The sequence below is a fragment of the Flavilitoribacter nigricans DSM 23189 = NBRC 102662 genome (assembly GCF_002646595.1).
Taxonomy (GTDB): Bacteria; Bacteroidota; Bacteroidia; order Chitinophagales; family Saprospiraceae; genus Flavilitoribacter; species Flavilitoribacter nigricans.
In genome coordinates, this window is the sequence record NZ_PDUD01000077.1 from 1 (window position 1) to 21,633 (window position 21,633).

Here is a 21,633-nt window from a genome sequence, read left to right on the forward strand (position 1 = left end):
TCTTCGCTTGGCACTCAACCTTATTGTTAAGCTTCCCGCTCTGATTCTATAAAATTCCTATTTATTGGCTTTTTCTAGTCTCTTTTGGCTAGAATCTAAATTAAAGGCAACTTGAATTATTTATATGATCCAAAGCCGGATCCTCTGCGGATGCGACTTTTGTACCGGACGGCTCCCGATCCTAGAGCACAGTGGTTAAAGGCATTTCATCCACTGGGTCCGCTTTTCGCCTCAGCAGTGCAAAGGCTCTTTTCAATAGGTGAACGTTGCTTTTGGTCAGATCATCGGCCGTCATGCGGTAATCCTCATTCGGGCGAATCCCCAGGTCTTCTACCGGCATGCGGTCGCGATCACTCCCCTGTCGCAGGGTACGGCGTACCGCCACCCGCATAGCGGTGCCTTTAGGAAGCGGTTGGAAAGGATTTGATTCGCCCGGCTCCGGCTTATAATCCATTAAAGTGCGCAACTGGGCATGGCTCCAGACGTTGGCGCCGCCGGCTCCCGTATTTTTGTGAATACCGAGGATCTGCCCCAAACCGTGGTCTTTAAAACCTGCCGCAAAAATATCGGCCGCGCTGTAGCAAAGGGCATCGGTGATCAGAACGATGGGCCCGTCGTGTAATTGAAGCTTAGGTGTGGTAGAAAACCTGGCCGACCTTTTAATTTCCGTGATCGGAAAACTCAGCGAATAGATATCTCCGGTCTGCTGGGAAAGGTTAATCGAATCCTGCCAAACCGAAAGATCGATATAGGGAGAACGGTCGTCGTGCTTTTTGCACAGAGCAAGCGTTATATCACTATTGATAAACTGTGCTTTCTGCGGCTGGAAAATATCTCCCGCCAAGCGTTCCAGTAGTTTTTCGCTGGCCGTGATCAGACCACCGCCATTGCCGCGGATGTCCAGGATGAGTCCCCTCATACCTTCCTGGTAAACCCGGTTGTACAGGTAGACAAAATCCTCCAAAAAATCCTTCGCACTGTTGGCATTAAAACTAAAGATGCGGATATAGGCAGCCATTTGCGAGGGCTTGTCCGGATCGGGATAATACGCTTTTCCCCGCATCAATCCCGGAAAATGATCCGGACGTATCCATTCGTCGCTTACCGGCTGGGAGTCCGCTGCTCCGAAGAACAGTTCCTTCACATGATTGACCGCATTGGTCTGGTAATCCAGGCCGTTCGCCAGGATCGCACTGGTATGTTCGCGATCTTCCTCATCTTCAAACCGGGGAGGGAAATAGGATACGACCCACTGGAAATCCGCCCGCTTGATTTCCGCTGAATCCGGTTTGCGGTATTCCAGGCTCACCACCGATTCCGTAGGTGAAGCGTTGGTGGCCAGCGGTCGGATCGTCAGGGTATCGATGCCCCGGGCCCGGCGGGCGGCCGCATTGCTCCCCGACTGCCGGCGGGAATTCGAATTCACGATCCATTCCACAGGGGTATTGTTCCAGCTCAGAACCTCCACCCCGGATACAAAATCGGGGTATTGTTCTTCCACTCCACCCAGCACCTTGGTGATCATGAACCGGGCGGATATATCCTCCTGAAAATCAAAGTACTCTTCCACCAGGAAAGGCAGGTAAGCATAGCGGTATTTGTAGGGTTGCGGCAGAATGTAATTGGTATGCAGATCCCGCAGGCTGCTGAACACTTCCAGCATTTCCCGGTGAAATACGTTGTCATTATTCAGGATGTGATCGTCAAACCGCACCAGATTGGTCTGGATCACTTTTAACTTCTGCAGTGGGTTGGCCGCATACATACTCCTTTTGAGGGGCAGATGGACGTAAACCTGGTCCAGCAACAACATAGCCTGCTCCACGATCAGCAGTTTTTCCCGTCGGCGCAGGTTACTGGAAGTTTTCACAAAAACCTCCAACGGGATAGCCGAATACTGCAGCTGGTCATTGCTCAAAGTGTAAGGATTGCTTACCGCCTGCGCCGGTGTGCGACCGTAAAAGGCCGGCAAACCTTCCCGGATGTATTCCGGTATGTTGGGCTGAATGGACAACAGATCAAAGTGAAAATCATCATCCGCTACCGCCAGTCCGTCCAGAAAAAGCGGCGTAGCGATCTCACTGAATTTAACTCCGGAAAGCAATCCCCATTCCGGTATCTCTTCCACATCATCCTCCGAATGCAGATCCGGCACGAGTACCCATTCATCGGAATTGGGCGTACCATCCGCACCGACCAGCAAACCGCTCCCGGTGCCCTGTTCGAGGTCCGTGGCCAGTTGTTTGATATTGGTCAGCCCGTTGCGGAGCATGGCTTCAGCTCCGGCCAGCGTGATGCCCTGCAGTACTTCATCCTCATTTTCATTTTTGAGGTACAATTGCCTTTTGACATTATCGATCTGTACTTCTTCCAGGGTGGCGTGATCCAGATCAAACTGTTCCATCAATCGCTCCTGGCCCCATCTCGGTATGCCGTTGATCACGACCAGGCTTATGTTCTTTTCGTTGGCTTCGATCAGTTTGTCGTAGGCATCTTCCTGGTGGCCGATCAGGACGATCAGGTCGGCTTTTTTACCGGGCGCGATGGAGCCCAGGCGCGCGTCCCAGCCGAGTATTTTTGCCGGATTGACGGTAACCATTTCCACCAGTTCCCGACTGCTGAATATGCCCCCGGACTGCTCGCTGTACATCTTGGCAACCTTTAGTTCCTCCAGCAGGTTTTTACCGCCGCTCGGCGCCCAGTCTGCGCCCAGTGCAATCGTCAGGTTATGATCCTTAGCCGCCTGGACTTTTGCCGTGTCTCCGTAGAGAATGATATTGCTGAAGGGCGACCAGATCATGGAGCCACCAAAGCGACCGAGCACCTCAAAATCATCCGGATCAAGACCGGTACAATGGATGCCGGCCAGTCGGTTGGTGATGGCCCAGCGGTCCGTATCGATCTGTAGATTCGTGAAAAATCCCCGGGCCCTTTCGTCAACTCCTTCACTCAGGTGGAGTAATTTGGTTTTATTCGGTTTGATGGTATTGAAAAATGCTAAAGCATCGGTTACATCCCCGATCCGGGTTTCGGCCTCGGGCAATTCCGGATCATTCGTTTCTTCTACATTTCGGATCAGACCGTGGTAGTACCGCTTTCGGATCTGCGAATTGGCCAGGGTCACCCCCTGACTGGTCGTTACGCCACCGATCAGGCTTTTGCACTCGGTGTAACGCACGATGGCGCCGGGATAGCCGGCGGTTTTTCCCAGCGTTTGCATGGGGCCGGTGATAAACTTCCGGTATTCCTTGATGCTTCCCCACTGATTGCGGTTCTGGAACATCCGGATCGGCAGCCAGAACGGGAGGATATTGTAGGGCAGGTGATTGTGCAACTCCATCAGGCCGGGATAGATGGTCCCCCCTACCCGGATAATATCATCAGAAGAAAAACCATCTTCAAACCCCTCGCCGACGGAACGAACTCCGACGATGCTACCGCTATCGACAAAGATCCGGCCGCGAGGCAGGACATCAAGTTGTTGGTTCATCGTGACTACTCTACCCTCGAGGATATATTTCAGGGTATTGATCGCTTCTACTGGATTGGGCATAGCGCATACAGTTGATTAAAAAAGTGGGTTGGGACAGCTGGTTCAGATCGCCTTCCAGACGATCTGTTTTTGCCGATCGGCGGGATCTCGCTTACTCCGGGTACCATTGGTACCATGCCAGACAGGAATACCGAAAGGCAGGTCAAACCTTGGAATATCCGCTTTGTGAGCGGCCCGGCGCCAGCTGCCCTGGTAGGGCGTCAGATCAACGAGGTTCGGATCGTCCGGGCTAACGGCATTTGTCAAAGGCTGGAGTTGGGCGTTCCAGCTGGGAAACGCAGTAGCTACATCGGCCGCCGGATGCACCAGATTGAAAACCGGCAGGTTCTGCGTATTGGCCCAGTTGGTAATGGCGTGGGCCGGGGCCCGGCCGAAGGTAATGATGGCCTCGATCGGGTTTTCAGCAACGATGGTGTCCAGAATTTCATTCCGATAATCCCGGATAGCGGGTTCCAAAGAGATCTGCTCCATCGTATTGTCAAACTGACCGTAGATGCTGTAGATGAAAGTATTGACAATGATGTACGAGCGATGGATCCCGATCTTATTCAGATAGCGCTGCAGCCGCTGGCCGGAGCTGCCCACAAAGGCCCGCTGGCCCAGGATCTCGTCCGTGGAAGGATCCTGGCCCACTACCAGCACCCGAGCGGTCCCATCCAGACGTCCCCGGTAGAATACGGGGCCGAAGTCTATCCGGAAACGTGCGGCCGGATGATTCTCGTAATGACTGATGGGAGCAGACGCAAAGATCGCCTCCCATTCCAGAGGTGGTCCGGGATCAAAAGACTGATCGTTTTCCGATCGGAGGATCTGATAAGCACTATGGAAGAAACGATTACGGCCCATATCCCGAATGGTTTTGATGCCGAAAGCATCGTCCAGATGGGTGGCGTCTGTGGCTGTGACGCCTTTTAGGGCATGTACGGGAAGGTCCAATACTTCGTCAATACCTAGCGACAGGTATTGAACCTGAAGCAGGTTCTTTAGTGAAAGGGGCATGGGTTTAGTTTTAGCATTAAAAAAACTTCATCATTTCGTATGAAGCTCCCCTAAAGTTAAACTTTTTCCACCTCAAATCAAAGCCCCCTAGCCTCCCGGAATTGGTAGGTATTATCGGTTTCCCGTCAGTTTGCCGGATGATTGGCGGCAAACTGACGGGTTCACTTTCGGATCACAGCCCACATCCACCACTAAATCCGGTAGCGTCAAAGCTGGCTTCCAGAAACCCGCGGCGACCGTTGTGCACGGCTTCCAGGATGAGCCGGTTATTCGCACCGTTGCGGATCGGGCTACAGTATTCGAAGAAATAGTAGCTGTTGGCTTCGTCGTTCACCGTCTGGGCCACTGCCTGGAATGTACTTTCCAGTTGGCCGATATTCCCGGTAGGGAAAAATCCGTCCCGTCCGATGCGACGCAGATCTTCCGTATTGATCTCTCCACCGAGACCGATGGTGAAATAGTTGATGGCCGGGTCGGCTTCGCTTACGGCCTGCAGGGCGGTTTCCCGACTGACTCGATTGGCCCGGTCACGACCGTCGGTAAAGAGCACGACCGAGGCACCGGAGATCACGTCCCGTTGCTTTTCGGTGGTCAGTACGGCATCCGCAATGGGTACGATCTGGGTCACGGCTCCGTACAGATTGGTAGAATTATCGGTACTGATGTCTTTGGTAATGCCGTTGATGCGGGCGATCAGTTTGCTGGTATCGGAGGTGATGCCTTCCAACTGGTGCAGGTCCGTACCGCCGTCAAACCACCAGATCCCGATCCGGGCCTCACTGTCCGGTCGTTCGTCGGAGATCGTCCGGATAAATCGCTTGGCTGAGCTTTTGAGGTCCTGCAGGTAATCTTCCACCACACTGCCGGATAGATCCAGCACCAGTAATGTGGCGTAGGAAAAGATCTGCTCTCTTTCCGAAATGCGACGCTGGGCTTCGGATTGGGAAGCCAGTAACGGACAGGCATCATTGAGGCCCTGTTCGAAAATGTGGAAGTCGGATTCCGTCAGATTAGCCACCGGTTTGCCGTCTTTGTCATCCAGTTTGAAAAAGATGGAGATCTTAGAGGGCAGATTTACTTCGGGCCCGTTCAGAACGGTGAATTTGATCTGGTTGCCCGATTGCTGCCAGCAATCGTTGATGGGATCCGGAGCGTGGCTTTCTTTTTTGCAGGAAGTTTGCAGTAGGAACAAGGCACAGGCTGCCAATAGCATCAAGGGATGAATTGTTTTCATGATAAACGGTTTTTTGGTCTGTAGCAGGAAGTCTGCTCTTTGGCACAGATCGGGGTTAAGACGGCGAATGATCCATACCAGGCAAGCCGGGAATCGTATTTGCCCTGCCCGTCAGCACTCCCTGTTTCAAAATTTACACACTGACTTTCAATAACTTATTACGACAAACCGGAGTGAGTTGTTGTTTCTGACGGGCCAATTAAATCCTAAATATCTGTTATTTTATTCTTAAAATTTGGTACCCTTATCTAACCAAAAATGGGAAATTGCCGCACTTTCAGAACTTAGCGAACGGAGTGGTGGCGATAATACCGGTGGGTGATCCAGGCAATGGGCAAACCGACCGCGATCACTAAGATCAAAATGGCCTTCCAGGAGCCGGCCAGCGAAAAAGGTGCCGGTGCATTGTAGGTGAGCGGCAACACCAGATACTGCATAACGGCCCAGACAAATACTCCGTAGAAAAGACCGCTCAGCCATACCGACCGCTGTAAAAGTGGCACCCGGGGATACACCACAAAATAGCCGGCAGCGAAGGAAGTGGCGATAAAGAAGTGAAATACCAGTCCCAGCAGCGCCATTCCGGCTCCCCCTTCCATCGCAGTATCACCGATAGCTCCGCGGGCAATGAACCTCAGCACCCGGCCCCCATGGCCTCCGGCCAGGATAAAAATTGCAGCGAGGATATCCAGCGTGCCGGCAATTAGGCCGGCTAGTAAAATGGTTTTCCAACGGGCATCAATGGTGGGCATAGTGGTCGGGTTTATGGGTGTTCAGGTTACGGTCTACAGCGGATCATCCCGATAATGATAGCAAATAATCCATATCCAGGGCGCATTTTTTTGTAAGAAAAAGACAAACGGTAAGCAAGGTGGCATTTTTTCGATCTGCCAGTAAATCAACGGAATACAGATAAAAGATACAGGTATTTCAAAATAGTTGAAAAAAAGTTTAAGATAGGGGCAACATTTGCCTTAACAATGATGTTTGACATTTTTGTTAAACATAGCGTAAAACCATGACCAAGAAAGATACGGAAACCGAAGAAGTCATCAAGCAGGCCGCCAAACATCTCTTTTTTGTGGAGGGGCGTTTCAACGCTACCACCCAGGAGATCGCCGACGCTGCGGGTGTCAACCGCACCCTGCTCAACTACTATTTTCGGTCCCGGAACAAACTCTTTGAACTGGTACTAAAAGATGCCCGCTTCCATTTTAAGAAGAGAATGCGGTTTGTATTTAGTCTGGACCTTGATTTCAGGAGCAAAATGGAACAGTTCATCGATGTCTATCTGAACGAAGCGATAACCTATCCTTATCTCGAAACCTATATGGTGGCCCAACTGAACCAGCAGTTGATTAAACACGAGATCCCACTGGAACACGAAGTGGAAGTGCGAGAAGATATGGATAAGTTTTTCAAGGTCATTGAATCGGAAATGGAAAAAGGCACCATCGAGAAGATGGCCCCGATCCAGTTTGTCTGGAACCTGCTTTCATTGCTTTCCTTTCCGATCGTAATGAAACCGATCTACAAACGTGTAATGGACCTCGATGATAAAGCGTACTTCCAACTGCTGGAAGAACGCAAAAAGATCATCATGTCTATGATCTTTAAAAAACAGGTTTAGGACCTGTGATTTTTTTTGCCCCCATTTTGACATTTTTGTTAAACACAAATTTTAAACACAAAAGTAAATGCATTCCATCGCCCGAAAAGTCGAAATTTTATTCTGGATCAACGGCATAAAAGCCGTGACTATGGATAAGATCGCGCAGGAATGCAGGATCTCTAAAAAGACGATCTACAAGCTTTTTGGCAATAAGGAATCGATGGTACAGCGGATCTATTCCCATGTATTGGACCGGATCCGGCAGCAGCAGGAAAGCATTTTCCGCAATTCCGTAGATGCCATCGACGAACTGCTGCAAAGCACCCACTTGTTCTCGGACCTCAAAGCGCATTTCAGTAAGGCCGTTTTCGATGACCTGGAAGTGCAATATCCCGATTCCTACCGGCAGCTCATCCATTTTCGGGATGAGTTTCTCTTTGCGTTTTTCCGCAATAATCTCGAGCGGGGTATTACCGAAGGCATCTACCGTCACGGTATCAATACCGAACTGATGGCTCGTCACCAGACGATGAACGCCTGGTTGTACTGGCGGGAGGACGTCTACCCGGCCGAAAAGTACAGTACCGAAGAACTCCGTCAACAATTACTTCGATCCCAGCTCTACGGGCTGGTCAGCGATAAAGGAAAAAAACTGCTACAAAAAAACTGTAATTCAAATTAGACTATGATGAATGGATTAAAAACGCCGGCAAGGCTACTACTGCTGGCGGGCTTCTTAATGATCACCCACTTCGGCCGGGCGCAAAGCACCACGCTCAGCCTGCAGGATGCGTTACAATACGCCCTGCAACACAGCTTAGATCTGCGATCAGCCGCTCTGGATGTAGCCAACGGAGAATATCAGATCGCCGAGACGCGTTCCCGGGCGCTGCCCCAGGTATCGGCTACCGGTAACCTGACGGACCAGTACAAGAAGCAACGCTTTATTCTGGACGGGGCGCTGGCCGGACAACCCGGAGAGACCGTGGCCATTGAGAGTGGTACCACCTGGTCGGCCAATGCCGGTATCAACGTGAGTCAGACCATCTTTGATCAGTCCGTTTTCACGGCGCTTAAAGCCAGCCGGGCGGCCCAGGATTTTTACCGCCTGAGCTACGATCTGGCCGAAGAGCAGATCATTGAGATCGTGGCCAACAGTTACTATCAGGTGCTGGTACAGCGCCAGAAACTGGGCGTTATCGACTCTAATCTGGTCAATACCCAGAAGACTTACAATATCATCAATAACCTACTGGAAAACGGCCTGGCCCGCAAGATCGATCTGGATCGTACGGCGGTCGGTATGTCGAATCTGAAAACCCAGCGCCAGCAATTGCTCAACGGTATCGAGCAACTAGAAAACCAACTAAAATTCTACATGGGAATGCCGCTGGATACCGAGATCGAACTGCCCAGTGCCGAGTTTGACGAACTGGCCGGACGGGCGGAGGTCGTGGATATCAGTACCGGGGCGAATTTCACCAATCGCCTGTCCTACCAGGTACTGGAGCAACAGGCCAATCTGCTGAAATACCAGAAGGAAGCCTACAAAGCGGAGTACTACCCCTCGCTGTCATTTACCGGCAACTATTCCATCATGGGGGTTAGCGATCAGTTCGTATTGTTCCGGGGAGAAAACCGGGGCGCCAACTGGTTCGGTTTCGGTAGTATCGGGCTCAACCTGCGGGTACCCATCTACAACGGCCGCGCTACCCGGGCCCGGCTGGACCAGGCCGAAGTGAGTATTCAAAAGAATGCCCTGGACCTGCGCCGGACCACCCAGCAACTGGAACTGGCCGACGCCAACGCCCGAACCCAGATCTACAACACCCAGCTGACGCTGGAAAACCAGCAGGAAAACGTGGAACTGGCCCAACAGGTGTACGAGAATACCGAAAACAATTACCACAACGGTCTGGCTACCTTGACGGACCTGCTGGATGCGCAGAATACCCTGACACAAGCTCAGAATAATTATGCCACAACGCTGCTGGACTACCGGTTGGCGGAAATTCAACTCATTAAATCACAAGGAAACCTAAAGTCACTTTTAAATTAATCCTTTTATGAAAAAGTTTTTCAAAGCGCTGCTGTGGATCGTGATTGTAGCTGGTGTATTGGCCACTATCGGATTCGTTCTGGAAGAAAACAAAGCAGCCAACGACGCAAAAACAGCCATTGTGGCTCAGGAAAATAGCAGTGTTCTGGTACGTACGGAAGCTGTAAATAAACAGGCCCTCAACCTCGGATTCAGTGTAAACGGCAACTTCATTCCTTCCCAGGAACTGAGCTTTGCCTCCGAAAAATCCGGCCGGGTAGTCAAAGTAATGGTGAAAGAAGGCGATGCGGTACGGGTCGGTCAGGTCCTGGCGACCATCCGGGTCGATCAACTGAATGTCGACCGCCAGAACGCCGAGGCGATCTACCAAAATGCCCTCAAGGATCTGGCCCGCTACGAGAGCGCCTACTCTACCGGCGGTATTACCCAACAGCAACTGGAACAGGCCAAACTGGCCGTAGAGAACGCCAAATCGAGAATTGAACAGATCGAGATCAACATCGGTGACGCCTCCATCCGCTCTTCCATCAACGGGATCATCGCCGAACGGAAGATCGAACCGGGCTCCGTCTTAAATCCCGGTGCTCAAATGTTCGACATCGTCAATGTTGCCCAAGTGAAACTGAAAGTACCGGTAAGCGAATCCCAGGTCATTCAGATCAAGGAAGGTGACCAGGTGAAAGTAACGGCGAGCGTTTTTCCCGATAAGGAATTTACCGGACGGGTCACCTTCATCTCTCCCAGGGCCGACCAGAGCCTCAATTTTCCGGTGGAGATCGAAGTGAGCAACAACGCCGGCAAGGACCTGAAAGCCGGTATGTTCGGTACGGCCCATTTCGAAGAAGAAGAGGTCAAGGAGGCCATCCTGGTACCGCGGACCGCCTTTGTCGGTAGTGTGAGCTCCAATGAGGTCTTCATGCTGGAAGCGGACAGTACCGCGCACATCCGCAAGGTGATCGCCGGTCGCATTATTGAAGACCAGGTAGAGATCCTGGACGGTCTGCAGGAAGGTGATATCCTGATCACCAGCGGACAGGTGAATTTATCGGACGGGACCAAGGTATCTCCGGTGCATTAACTCGTGATCAGTTGTCCGTGCGAGCCCCACACGCCCGATAATCCAGGGCGGAGCCTGCCGGCAACTAAATCTAAAAGACTATGAAATTAGCAGAAATATCCATCAAGCGGCCCACCCTGATCATCGTACTCTTTACGGTACTGACACTGGGTGGACTGTTGTCCTACCAGGCGCTGAACTACGAACTGTTGCCGAAGTTCTCGCCCCCCGTACTGTCGATCACCACCATCTATCCGGGGGCTTCTCCCAGTGAGGTGGAAAACACGGTGACCAAAACGGTGGAAGATGCGGTCGCTTCCATGGAAAATATCAAAAAACTGGAAGCGACCTCTTTTGAAGGCGTTTCCATGGTGGTCGTTACCCTGAAGACCGGCGCGGATGTAGACTACGCGTTGAACGACGCCCAACGGAAGGTAAACGCCATTCTCAATCAGTTACCCGATGATACGGACCCGCCTTCACTGAACAAATTTTCGCTGGATGACCTGCCCATCATGACGCTGTCGGCTACTTCCGAAATGGATAGTAAGGCTTTTTACGACCTGATGGACAAGCGGATCGCCCCCCGGCTATCCCGGATCGAAGGGGTCGCTCAGGTCAACCTCATCGGCGGCCAGGAACGGGAGATCCAGGTGAACCTGGATGCCGAAAGGCTGCAGGCCTACGGGCTTTCCATTTTGCAGGTGCAACAAATGATCATCAATTCCAACCTGGACTTCCCAACCGGCCGGGTGGAAACCCGGGAGCAGAACGAATTGATCCGGCTCTCCGGTAAATACCGCAGCGTCGATGAACTGCGCAACATCGTAGTGGCCCAACAGGGCGATGTGCAGGTCCGCCTGGGCGATATTGCCGACGTGCAGGATAGTGAAAAGGATGTAGAGAAACTGGCCCGCTTCAATCAGGAGGCCTCCATCGTCGTCCAGATCGTCAAACAGTCGGACGCAAACGCCGTTGCTGTTAGTGAAGGCGTACAGGCCCTGATCGGCACCCTGGAAACGGATTACGCCGGTAACGGCCTGGAACTGGCCATTGCAAACGACAGTTCCACCTACACGCTCGAATCGGCGGAAGGAGTGATCCACGACCTGCTGCTGGCCGTAGTACTGGTAGCGGTGGTGATGTTGTTCTTCCTGCACAGTATCCGGAACTCTTTCATTGTGATGGTCTCCATTCCGGCCTCGCTGATCGCTACGTTCATCGGTATGGAACTGCTGGGCTATACCCTGAACCTGATGAGTCTGCTGGGATTATCCCTAGTGGTGGGTATCCTGGTGGATGACGCCATCGTGGTACTCGAGAACATCTACCGCCACATGGAGATGGGTAAGAACCGTGTGCGGGCGGCTTACGACGGTACCAAGGAGATCGGATTCACCGTAACGGCGATCACGCTGGTGATCATCGCGGTGTTTTTTCCGGTAGCGCTGAGTACCGGTCTGGTGTCCGATATTCTGCGCCAGTTCTGTATGACGGTGATCATTGCCACACTGCTGTCTCTGCTGGCCTCTTTCACCATCGTGCCCTGGTTGTCATCCCGTTTCGGTAAATTGGAACACATTACCGGTAAATCCATTTTCGGTAAGTTCATCCTCTGGTTTGAACGGCAACTGACCCGTTTCACCCACTGGATCACCGGTATTCTGGAATGGTCGCTGCGCCACCGCATCGTGACCCTGGCGGCCGTTACTGTGATGTTCATCAGCTCGTTTTACCTGGTAGTTGCCGGGTACATCGGAGCGGATTTCTTCCCCAAAAGTGACCGGGGACAGTTCCTGGTACAGATCGAATTGCCGAAGGACGCTTCCATAGAACAAACCAACCAGATCACCCGGGATGCCGAAGCTTACCTGCGGACCAAACCCGAGATCACCAACCTGATCACTACGGTCGGCCAGTCCAGTGCCGGCGGCTTCGGGGCCACCCAATCTCCGGCCTACGCTTCGGAGATCAGTGTCAGTCTGGTGGATAAAGAGGAACGGGAGGACGACGCTTATATCTACGCCGCAAAAGTAAAACGAGAACTCGCAGAACAACTGGTTAACGCCAAAGTTACGACCGTCCCGGTCAGTATCCTGGGTACGGCCCAGAATGCGCCTCTGGCGCTGGTGATCACCGGTAATGAACTGGACAGCACCCTGGCTTTTGCCGAAAAAGCGATGGCCCAACTGGAGGAGGTCCCGGGCGCTACGGAAATTCAGCTTTCCGTCGAGGCCGGTAACCCGGAACTCCAGGTAGAGATCGACCGCGATAAAATGGCCGCTCTGGGGCTCAATCTGCAAACCGTGGGAGCTACCATGCAAACGGCCTTCAGCGGTAATACGCAGGGAAAATACCGGGCCGGTGAATACGAATACGATATCAATATCCGCTACGATAACTTCAACCGGAAAAATATCGACGATGTAAGCGACCTGATCTTTTTGAACGGTCGCGGAGAACAGGTACAACTGAATCAGTTTGCTTCCATCCGGGAAACTTCCGGCCCCAGTCAGCTGGAGCGCCGGGATAAAAGTACCGCAGTGAAGATCGAAGCCCAAACGGTGGGCCGGGCAACCGGTACCGTAGCTGCCGAATGGCAGGAACACTTTGAACAACTTGAACGACTGGCGGGCGTCGATTACATCTGGAGCGGTGACATGGAAAACCAGAGCGAAGGTTTCGGTACACTGGGTATTGCCCTGCTGGCCGCCATCGTGCTGGTCTACCTGATCATGGTAGCGCTGTACAACAGTTTTGTCTATCCGTTCGTGGTACTGTTCTCCATCCCCTTGTCCTTTATCGGAGCCCTGCTGGCATTGGGTCTGACCAACAACTCCCTGAATATCTTTACGATATTGGGTATCATCATGCTGATCGGTCTGGTGTGTAAGAACGCCATTCTGCTGGTCGACTTTACCAACCACCGGAAGGAAGAAGGGGAAAGTACCCACGATGCACTGGTGCAGGCCAACCACGCACGTTTGCGCCCGATCCTGATGACCACCATCGCCATGGTATTCGGTATGTTGCCGATCGCCCTGGCATCGGGTGCCGGCGCCGAGTGGAAAAACGGCCTGGCCTGGGTAATTATCGGCGGTCTGGTGACTTCCCTTTTCCTGACCCTCATCATTGTACCGGTGATCTATTCCATTACGGACGGATTGATCCGCCGCTTTCAGGGAGGTAAGGAAGATAAGCCGATCGAAGAACTCATGGAGGAGGAATTCGTGCCGCAAAAGGTCAGTGAGGACGGCTTCACACCGGTGCACGCTTAAAAGAGCATACCTCCGGCAAGAACACAATTCCGGGATAGCGGTGAAAACAATCTACAATTTCCACCCAATTATAAGCCCACTGCTATTCCCGGTTATTGTCCTCTAGTTTTGTTATTATGCTTTTTAGTTATCCACAAGTACAGGTTGTCGGTTCCCGAACGGGGGCCGGCAGCTTGTTTTTTAGGCTAACGCTAATTTAAGGGAACACTTCTCCCCTATCGGACACGGGGCTGTTCAGCTTTATGATATTGAATATCAAATTTTTAATTGCAATCTCAATTCCAATTTCAATAGCAAATTAGCGGCGACTGTTCGGTCCATTATTGACCTTTTCGTCTGGATTTGCTTAATTGCTATTGTTATTGCCATTGAATTGGTCATTGGCATAACTTGAGCGTTGGACGCCCCTGCCTACCCGCCGGGTGCAAAAAAACGGTAGCCCACGATCAGTGCCCAGCGGGTATAGGTAGAATCCCATCGGATATAATCACCGATGATCTCCCGGTTCAGATAATACCTTAGTTCGAGACTGTATTTGTCATTCAGATCCATCCCACCGCCCAGGGCGAAACTGTTGCGGGTGAAGATGTTTAAGGTTCGCTGGTAAGGTGGTGTCGGGAAGAAAATTCCGGATTTGCTGAAGTTGATGGAGAAATTAGAAATGTACAGGACATCGATGAATAATTTACGCTCATCGGAAAGGAACATATAGTAGCGGGGACCTACCGGGAAATCAATAAACTGATAGTGAGCCTTCGTCGGTTCCGTTTCCTGGTCTCTGATCACGTCGGACCGGTAATACTGAAAAGTCGGCTCCAGTACCAGTCCCCATTTTCCTCCGTTGAAGGGCAAAAGTACTTCGGCCTCCAGGCCCAGTCGAAAATTGACTTTCCGGCCAAAATCAGTATCGAACGAATATCGGTACCCAAGATTTTCCCCCACCTGCAGGGATGAATAATTTATACCCGGCGTGACCTTGAGACGATATCGCTCTTTCCGGTCCTGTTGGACGAATTTGGTGGTCTCTCCGCTTCCGGTGCAGTTGTTGTATTTTAAGAAATACCGGACCAGGGAATTCCGCGTGTAGGCTACAGATTCGAGTTGAGCGAATTTCGCCTCCGGGCAACGCATCTGATTCCAGAGCTGTTGCCGATAGGCGGTATTGTAGCCAATCTTCATCATGCTGTTCATCCGATACCTCTTATAAACCAGTTGTTCGACCGGACTGCCATCGACCGAAAAAAAGAAACGGATCAGATTCTCTCCCCGGTAACTATACAAGGTCGCTTTTCCGGACAGTTCTATCCGCAGGAACAGTTTTTCCAGCTGTAGGTCGGGATTCCTGCCCAGAGTCAGGTCATTGACCAGGTCACTGGCCCGGTCCATTCCTACCGTGACGGCGACAAAGCGGACTTCCTCACCTAATCCGAATTCCAGGACCTGATCCAGGTTTCCCTCCCGGACTTCCTCCGCTGCGCCCAATTTATAGGTGAAGCTTTCCGGATTATCTTTCCAGTCCTGGTCTTTGATCAGGCATTCCTGCTTTTGTCCGTTCAGATTGATAAGGTAACCTGGTTTGAATTCAATTTGTCCGGCCAGGGAGGAGCAAAATAATAAGGCCATCAGGCCGATGACGGCATTTTTCATCAGAGATTTTTTCATTGCTACAGTTTAATTTAGAGCTGCGATTCTAGGCCCGAAGGCATATGGTTTGTGGCGCCGCTGTCCGGCACCTTGATAATTGAAAACCTATTGTTAAAAGGTCAATGGATGATCATTCGTGCTCCCGGGATGTCGATGGTGAATGCCCGGTCGCGGAACATCCCACTGCCCATGAGTGCTTCGTGGATCATTCCATCCCGAAAGGTAGCCCGAACGTCCTTCATTTCCAAGTCTGCAGGAGCAAGCGGATCACAAAGATCCACCGAACGGAGCGCCGCGATCCGGTCTTCCTGGTCCTTTTGCGAAATGGGAGTTCGGTAAGGCCGGGTCTCTACGGCACTGCTGTCAATGCCCAGCCGGGAAAGATAATACGGATGCAGGATCAGCCCCCCGTAACCACTTCCCGTATCGAAAAGCGCTGTCACCTGGGTGTTGTCGTTCAGGCAGAGAGGAATAAAAATATCCAGTGCAATATCCGTATGGATACCGAAACTCAGGGGAATTACCGTACCGCCAGCGGCCAGTGCTTCCAACTCGTCCGCCTGCGGGAATTTGAGTCGTTTGTTTTTGAGGTCGATCGTAAATGGCTTGTCTTCAAAAAACTTCATCGACACCAGGCCCTCCACGCCGTAACTATCCAGGGGCGGATAAATGCCGACCCTGGTATGGTGCTGCTGCTTCTTACCGATTGCCAGGGACGGCAGATCGTAAACAATTCCGTCGATCCGGTCTCCGTCGTGCCGAAAGCCCGTAAAATGTCCGGATTCTTCGGCAGTACCGGCAATTTTGTCAAAAGTCTTTTGGGAGAGAACATTCGCGCCGGCCCCAGTATCCAGAATGAAGTTGGCCCGTACGCTATCGCAAAGGGTTACTTCCACGAGTATATACCCCTGGTCGGTCACGAATATCGGATACTCCTGGGCCTTGGTGCCGAGCGTAAAACAAAAGCATAAAGCAAAAGTGTTGATCAAAAATTTCATCAGTCAGGTTTTTGAGACTAATTGTCAAGATCGATCCCGAATTAAAAATAATTTGGACCAACAGCAGCCATCCATTGACCGGATGCTCCGGACTAAACATGACGCGAAGTGATTTGAGAAAATCCCAGACCACTTTGGTCAGTAGATGCTGTACTCAAATTATTGAATATAAAAAATGGCAATTTCAATAACTCAAAATCAGGCGAAAAGGTCAAGATCGGAGCAGAAAGCTGCCTTTTGCTTGCTATTGCTATTGTGCTTGACATTGTAATTGAAAAATTCCCATTGCGTTTTTATAGAATTGAACAGCCCTGCGCCGGGCGGGGGATAATTGTCATAAAAACCCTTATTTTATACCATAGGCTTCCATTGCCGAGCCCGTGTCCGGAGATAGTGTCTTATACTTCCGTTCCCGATGTACACCCAACCCGATTAAACGTTTTTTATGCGCACGATACTGACCTTCCTTTGCCTTCTTTTAATGGTGAACATCCAATTCGGACAAACCTTCCAGGCCGAACAGTTGCAACGCGGATTGATCACTATTCCCCAATCCGATCACAATTTTCTCAGCTGGCGCATGTTCCCGCAGGACTCCTCGGATAATGTGACCTATCGTTTACTCCGCGACGGAGCGGTCATCACGCCAACGCCCCTAAGCGGCCTCACGCATTATGTAGATCCGGCCGGTAGCAGTGATAGTGAATACGTACTCCAGGTGCTTGCAAGTGGGGTCGTTTCGGAAACCTCCGACCCGGTCCGGCCCTGGGCCGAATCCTACCTGGAGATCCCGACCCGCACCCCGGAAGGATACACCCTGAATGATGCATCGATCGGGGACCTGACCGGCGACGGACAATTCGAGATCATCGTCAAGATGGAAAAAACGGCCAAAGATAATTCCCATGCGGGTTATACCGATCCGGTCCTTCTCCACGCCTATACACTCACCGGAACATTCCTCTGGAGTATCGACCTGGGGATCAATATCCGGGCCGGAGCACATTATACACAGTTCATGGTGTTTGATCTCGACGGGGACGGCAAGGCCGAGCTTGCCTGCAAAACCGCTCCGGGCACTAAAGATGGACGCGGACATTATCTCGCAAGCGGCCCGGCCGCCAGTGACGATGACCAGGCCGACTACCGGACCGACAGAGGAACCATCCTGAGCGGACCGGAATACCTTACCGTTTTTTCGGGAACGGATGGTGCGGAACTCCACACGGTTTATTACACCCCGCGCCGGCACCCGGACACCGAAAACCCGACACCGGCCCAACAGAAGGCCACCTGGGGCGATGACTACGGTAATCGCTCGGACCGTTTCCTGGCCGGTGTTGCCTATTTTGACGAGTCCCCCAGCCTCGTCATGTGCCGTGGCTACTATACCCGTACCGTCCTGGCCGCCTGGGATTTTAGGGATGGAAAATTGAGTCAGCGATGGGTATTTGACTCCGAACCCGACTGGCCCGACTACGGCGGCCAGGGCGCCCACAGCCTATCCGTGGGGGATGTCGATGGAGATGGCCGCGACGAGATCATGTACGGCGCCATGGCCATTGACGATGACGGATCCCCCCTGTATTCCACCCGATTTCAGCACGGTGACGCTACCCACCTCGGGGATTTGCTCCCCGGACGGGCGGGACTGGAATTTTTCATGCCCCACGAATCCGCCGGAAAAACCCACGACGGGATCACCAATCCGGGCCTCCACGTACGGGACGCCGGCACCGGTGAGATCATCTGGACCATAGATGCTACCGGCGATATCGGACGGGGCCTCACGGCGAATATCTCCGATGCGTATCCCGGCAACGAATTCTGGGCCTCCCACGGACTCGGTGTATTTGACAGCCAGGGCCGGAAAATAAGCGACAACCGCCCGCCCATCAATTTTGCGATCTGGTGGGACGGAGATCTGGTCCGCGAAATCCTCGATCACACAGAAATCAGTAAGTGGTACCCCGATCGCACGGTATCTCTGTTGAGCGTGGAAGATTGCCGCTCGAACAACGGTACCAAAGGAACGCCCGCCCTCAGCGGAGACCTGTTCGGCGACTGGCGGGAAGAAGTGATCTGGCGGTCGAAGGATAATCAGTCGCTGCGCATCTATTCCACCACTATTCCCACTGAATTTGGTTTACCGTCGCTTTCGTTCGACCGGCAATACCGCCTGGCGCTGACCTGGCAGAATACGGCCTACAACCAACCGCCCCATCCCAGCTTTTTTCTGGGGAAAAAGTAAAGACCGGCGGCTACCGTTTGGATGATTTCCTTTAGGGTGAAGATAGGACCTGTACAGTAAGGTATGGATCGAACAGGCGGTCTTTGCGGCATACGAAGTAGCCGGATTTCCTGCTTAAATACCTACCCTCCTAATTCGTGGTCACTCATCCGGGTTCGTGCCGGAGCTGGCCAGAGGGGAAACACCGCGCATTTGCGCATCAACCATTTCCAACATAATATTTACAGCTAAAACCATTTCCGATCCGGGTACCCGGGTGGATAGGTATCATCCGTAGTCTCCAGCCGGTTTCCGGCCAGATTTTCCCATTTTTTGTGATCAATTTTTCTAAAATCTTGTTATAGAAGCGTATTACGTAAAAAACTAACTTTAATATGTGCATTTCGTTTACTAGGACACTAGCCTTAATCCTAACTTTATCGATCTCAACTTTTGGCTTCAGCCAGGTAAGCCCTACTCCCCCGTCCGACCAGATCCAGATCAGTGGTAAACTCGTTCAGGGTAGTAATCAGGAACCTTTGCCTTTCGCAACTATCGCTATTTACGCCGTCGCGGACAGTAACATTGTCAACAACACACTCACCGAAGATAACGGTACGTTCAGCATGGAAGTCCCTCCCGGCAAATATTACGCCGAGATCTCCTATATCGGTTTTGAAGACAAGACCCTCTCCGACATCAGCATCGCGGCCGGACAGGCCCCGCTCGATCTGGGAATGGTCGATATGCGGGCCGATGCCGTGGCCCTGCAGGAGGTAGAAGTTCGCGCCGAAAAAAGCCAGATGGAATTCAAACTCGACCGCCGGGTATTCAACGTCGGTAAAGACCTGACGAATGCCGGTAACAGTGCCGCAGACATCCTGGACAACGTACCCTCGGTAACGGTTGATCCCGAAGGAAATGTCAGTTTGCGCGGTAGCCAGGGAGTACGCATCCTGGTGAACGGTAAACCTTCCGGACTACTGAGTGCCGGGGAGACCGAAGCCCTTTTACGGATGCAGGGTGACATCATCCAGAGTGTGGAAGTGATCACCAACCCTTCCGCCCGCTACGAAGCCGAAGGTGAAGCAGGTATCATTAATATTATTCTGAAGAAAAACCAGGAAAAGGGAGTGAACGGTTCCTTTGGTATCACCGCCGGTCACCCATCTAATTACGGCGCGTCCTACAATCTGAACCTGCGCCGGCAGAAATTTAACTTCTTTTCCAATTTTGGTATTGACTATCGCCGCGGCCCCGGTGGAGGTCTATCCACCCAGCGCTTTTTCGACGATGGAGTGCTCACCGAATACTACAGTACCGATAGAGATCAGGTCCGCGGTGGACTGGGCGGTTACATGCAGTTGGGTGCCGACTGGTATCTCAATGATAAAAACATAATGACGGCCTCCTTGCTTTATCGGGCCGGTGAAGACGATAATGATGCTACCGTTACCTACCGGGACTTCGATTCCAATCAGAACGTAGTAGCAAAAACGGTGCGGGATATCGACGAAACCGAAAAAGAGAACAACCTGGAATTTTCACTTGACTACACCAAGACTTTCGACAAAAAAGACCAGGAATGGAAAACGACTTTCAAATACATTCTCGACGATGAGACCGAGCTGGCTGAATACCGCCAGACCAGTGATGAAACCATCGGTCTGTTGCAACAGCGGTCCAGTAATACGGAAGACGAGATCAATCTGCTGGTACAGTCCGACTATGTCCACCCCTTTACGGAAAGCAGCCGGATGGAAGCCGGTTTGCGTGCAGCGATCCGTACCATCAATAACGATTTCCTGGTGGAAGAACAGCAGAACGGAGAATTTGTAACGCTGCCCAGCTTTGACGACCAGCTCAAATACAACGAAAATATTTACGCCGCATACCTGATCGGTGGCACCGAATTCGGAGCATTCAGTTTTCAGGGTGGTGTGCGGGCTGAATTATCCGATATTACCGCTACGCTGGTCCGCTCGTCGCAATCAAACGAACAGAACTACCTCAGTTTTTTCCCCAGTGCTTCTTTGTCCTACGAAATAACGCAAACCCAACAACTCCAACTGAGTTACAGTCGCCGTCTAAGTCGCCCCTATTTCCGTCGTCTGTTGCCCTTTTCCAATTTCAATGACCCGCGGAATAACAATGTAGGTAATCCGAACCTGCGTCCCGAGTTTACCGATTCCTACGAATTGGGTTATCTGAAATATTTCGACCGCGGTACCATGTTGTCCAGCATTTACTACCGCAATACCAGCGGTGTGATCGAAGAACTGATCCTGCCGGGAGAAGACGGAACCTCTATCGAATTTCCGGTTAACCTGTCCACCCGGAATTCTTACGGTCTGGAATTCAATTTTTCCTACGATCTGACCGATGCCTGGGACGTCACTACCGATTTCAACTTTTTCCGCGCCATGATCAACGGTCAGTACGAAGATATTGACTATTCGGCCGATACTTACAGCTGGAACAGTAGACTGAATTCCAAGATCCAGATTGGAGAACCGGTGCAATTACAAACATCATTCCGCTACCGCGCTCCGAGAAACACGCCACAGGGACGTCGCCTTTCATCGGCCAGTCTGGATATTGCCGGTTCGGTAGATGTATTCAGCGGTAAAGGTACCCTTACCCTTTCCTGTCGGGACCTGCTGAATACCCGTAAACGTCGCAGTATTGTCGATCTGCCCAATTTCAAATCCGAAAGTGTATTCCAGTGGCGGCAGGCTCGCCAGGTGGTCCTGACCTTCAACTACCGCCTGAACCAGGATAAGAAACCCGACCGCGGCGGTGATCGCGATGATTTTGATGAGTAATATGACGGTAGGAAACTCGCTGATAAATCTAAGTTGCGATGTAACTTAGGTAGCGGGTATAGAGTAGCGGGTAGAGGGATTACCTATCGTTAAAATGGAGCAAAATCGCTCATTTTAACGGTTGCAGTCTCTCTACGCTTTACC

Annotated in this window: 13 protein-coding genes; 7 read left to right on the top strand and 6 right to left on the bottom strand. The window is 51.8% G+C overall.

Annotated elements, in window-relative coordinates; genetic code table 11:
- Positions 1-181 precede the first annotated feature (181 nt).
- From CRP01_RS40635 to CRP01_RS40650, 4 genes are all read right to left on the bottom strand, one after another.
- Positions 182-3,553 carry a S41 family peptidase gene (locus CRP01_RS40635; protein WP_099155850.1) on the bottom strand — a complete coding sequence of 1,124 codons (3,372 nt, stop codon included), beginning with the start codon at positions 3,551-3,553 and terminating at the stop codon, positions 182-184.
- 42 nt (positions 3,554-3,595) lie between these two features.
- Entirely contained in the window at positions 3,596-4,552 is a 957-nt protein-coding gene (locus CRP01_RS40640) for a uracil-DNA glycosylase family protein (RefSeq protein ID WP_099155851.1), read from the bottom strand.
- A gap of 172 nt (positions 4,553-4,724) precedes the next feature.
- On the bottom strand, positions 4,725-5,786 hold the full coding sequence (locus CRP01_RS40645) for a VWA domain-containing protein (RefSeq protein WP_099155852.1): 1,062 nt from the start codon (positions 5,784-5,786) through the stop codon (positions 4,725-4,727).
- Positions 5,787-6,070: 284 nt separating this feature from the next.
- Positions 6,071-6,538 (bottom strand): DUF1440 domain-containing protein, encoded by a 468-nt coding sequence (locus CRP01_RS40650; protein WP_099155853.1) that lies wholly within the window; start codon positions 6,536-6,538, stop codon positions 6,071-6,073.
- 266 nt (positions 6,539-6,804) lie between these two features.
- Between CRP01_RS40650 and CRP01_RS40655 the strand changes: the two genes are divergently transcribed.
- From CRP01_RS40655 to CRP01_RS40675, 5 genes are all read left to right on the top strand, one after another.
- Positions 6,805-7,416, top strand: a complete 612-nt coding sequence (locus tag CRP01_RS40655) for a TetR/AcrR family transcriptional regulator (RefSeq protein ID WP_099155854.1) — start codon at positions 6,805-6,807, stop codon at positions 7,414-7,416.
- Between the two features lie 67 nt (positions 7,417-7,483).
- Positions 7,484-8,080 carry a TetR/AcrR family transcriptional regulator gene (locus CRP01_RS40660; protein ID WP_099155855.1) on the top strand — a complete coding sequence of 199 codons (597 nt, stop codon included), beginning with the start codon at positions 7,484-7,486 and terminating at the stop codon, positions 8,078-8,080.
- A gap of 3 nt (positions 8,081-8,083) precedes the next feature.
- The gene (locus CRP01_RS40665) at positions 8,084-9,457 is read left to right on the top strand and encodes a TolC family protein (protein WP_222845944.1); all 1,374 of its coding nucleotides are present in this window, start codon (positions 8,084-8,086) and stop codon (positions 9,455-9,457) included.
- 7 nt (positions 9,458-9,464) lie between these two features.
- Complete coding sequence (locus tag CRP01_RS40670; protein WP_099155856.1) at positions 9,465-10,535, top strand: efflux RND transporter periplasmic adaptor subunit; 1,071 nt, start codon at positions 9,465-9,467, stop codon at positions 10,533-10,535.
- Positions 10,536-10,615: 80 nt separating this feature from the next.
- A complete protein-coding gene (locus tag CRP01_RS40675) occupies positions 10,616-13,792 on the top strand; it encodes an efflux RND transporter permease subunit (protein ID WP_099155857.1) in 3,177 nt (1,058 codons plus the stop codon).
- Between the two features lie 411 nt (positions 13,793-14,203).
- Here CRP01_RS40675 and CRP01_RS40680 read toward each other — a convergent pair whose 3' ends face one another.
- Both CRP01_RS40680 and CRP01_RS40685 read right to left on the bottom strand, forming a co-directional pair.
- Positions 14,204-15,454: a porin family protein gene (locus tag CRP01_RS40680; protein ID WP_099155858.1), complete on the bottom strand. Its 1,251-nt coding sequence runs from the start codon at positions 15,452-15,454 to the stop codon at positions 14,204-14,206.
- Between the two features lie 101 nt (positions 15,455-15,555).
- A complete protein-coding gene (locus CRP01_RS40685) occupies positions 15,556-16,434 on the bottom strand; it encodes an aspartyl protease family protein (protein ID WP_099155859.1) in 879 nt (292 codons plus the stop codon).
- Between the two features lie 445 nt (positions 16,435-16,879).
- Between CRP01_RS40685 and CRP01_RS40690 the strand changes: the two genes are divergently transcribed.
- Both CRP01_RS40690 and CRP01_RS40700 read left to right on the top strand, forming a co-directional pair.
- Complete coding sequence (locus CRP01_RS40690) at positions 16,880-18,685, top strand: rhamnogalacturonan lyase (RefSeq protein WP_099155860.1); 1,806 nt, start codon at positions 16,880-16,882, stop codon at positions 18,683-18,685.
- Positions 18,686-19,059: 374 nt separating this feature from the next.
- A complete protein-coding gene (locus CRP01_RS40700) occupies positions 19,060-21,489 on the top strand; it encodes a TonB-dependent receptor (RefSeq protein ID WP_099155862.1) in 2,430 nt (809 codons plus the stop codon).
- Positions 21,490-21,633: the final 144 nt, after the last annotated feature.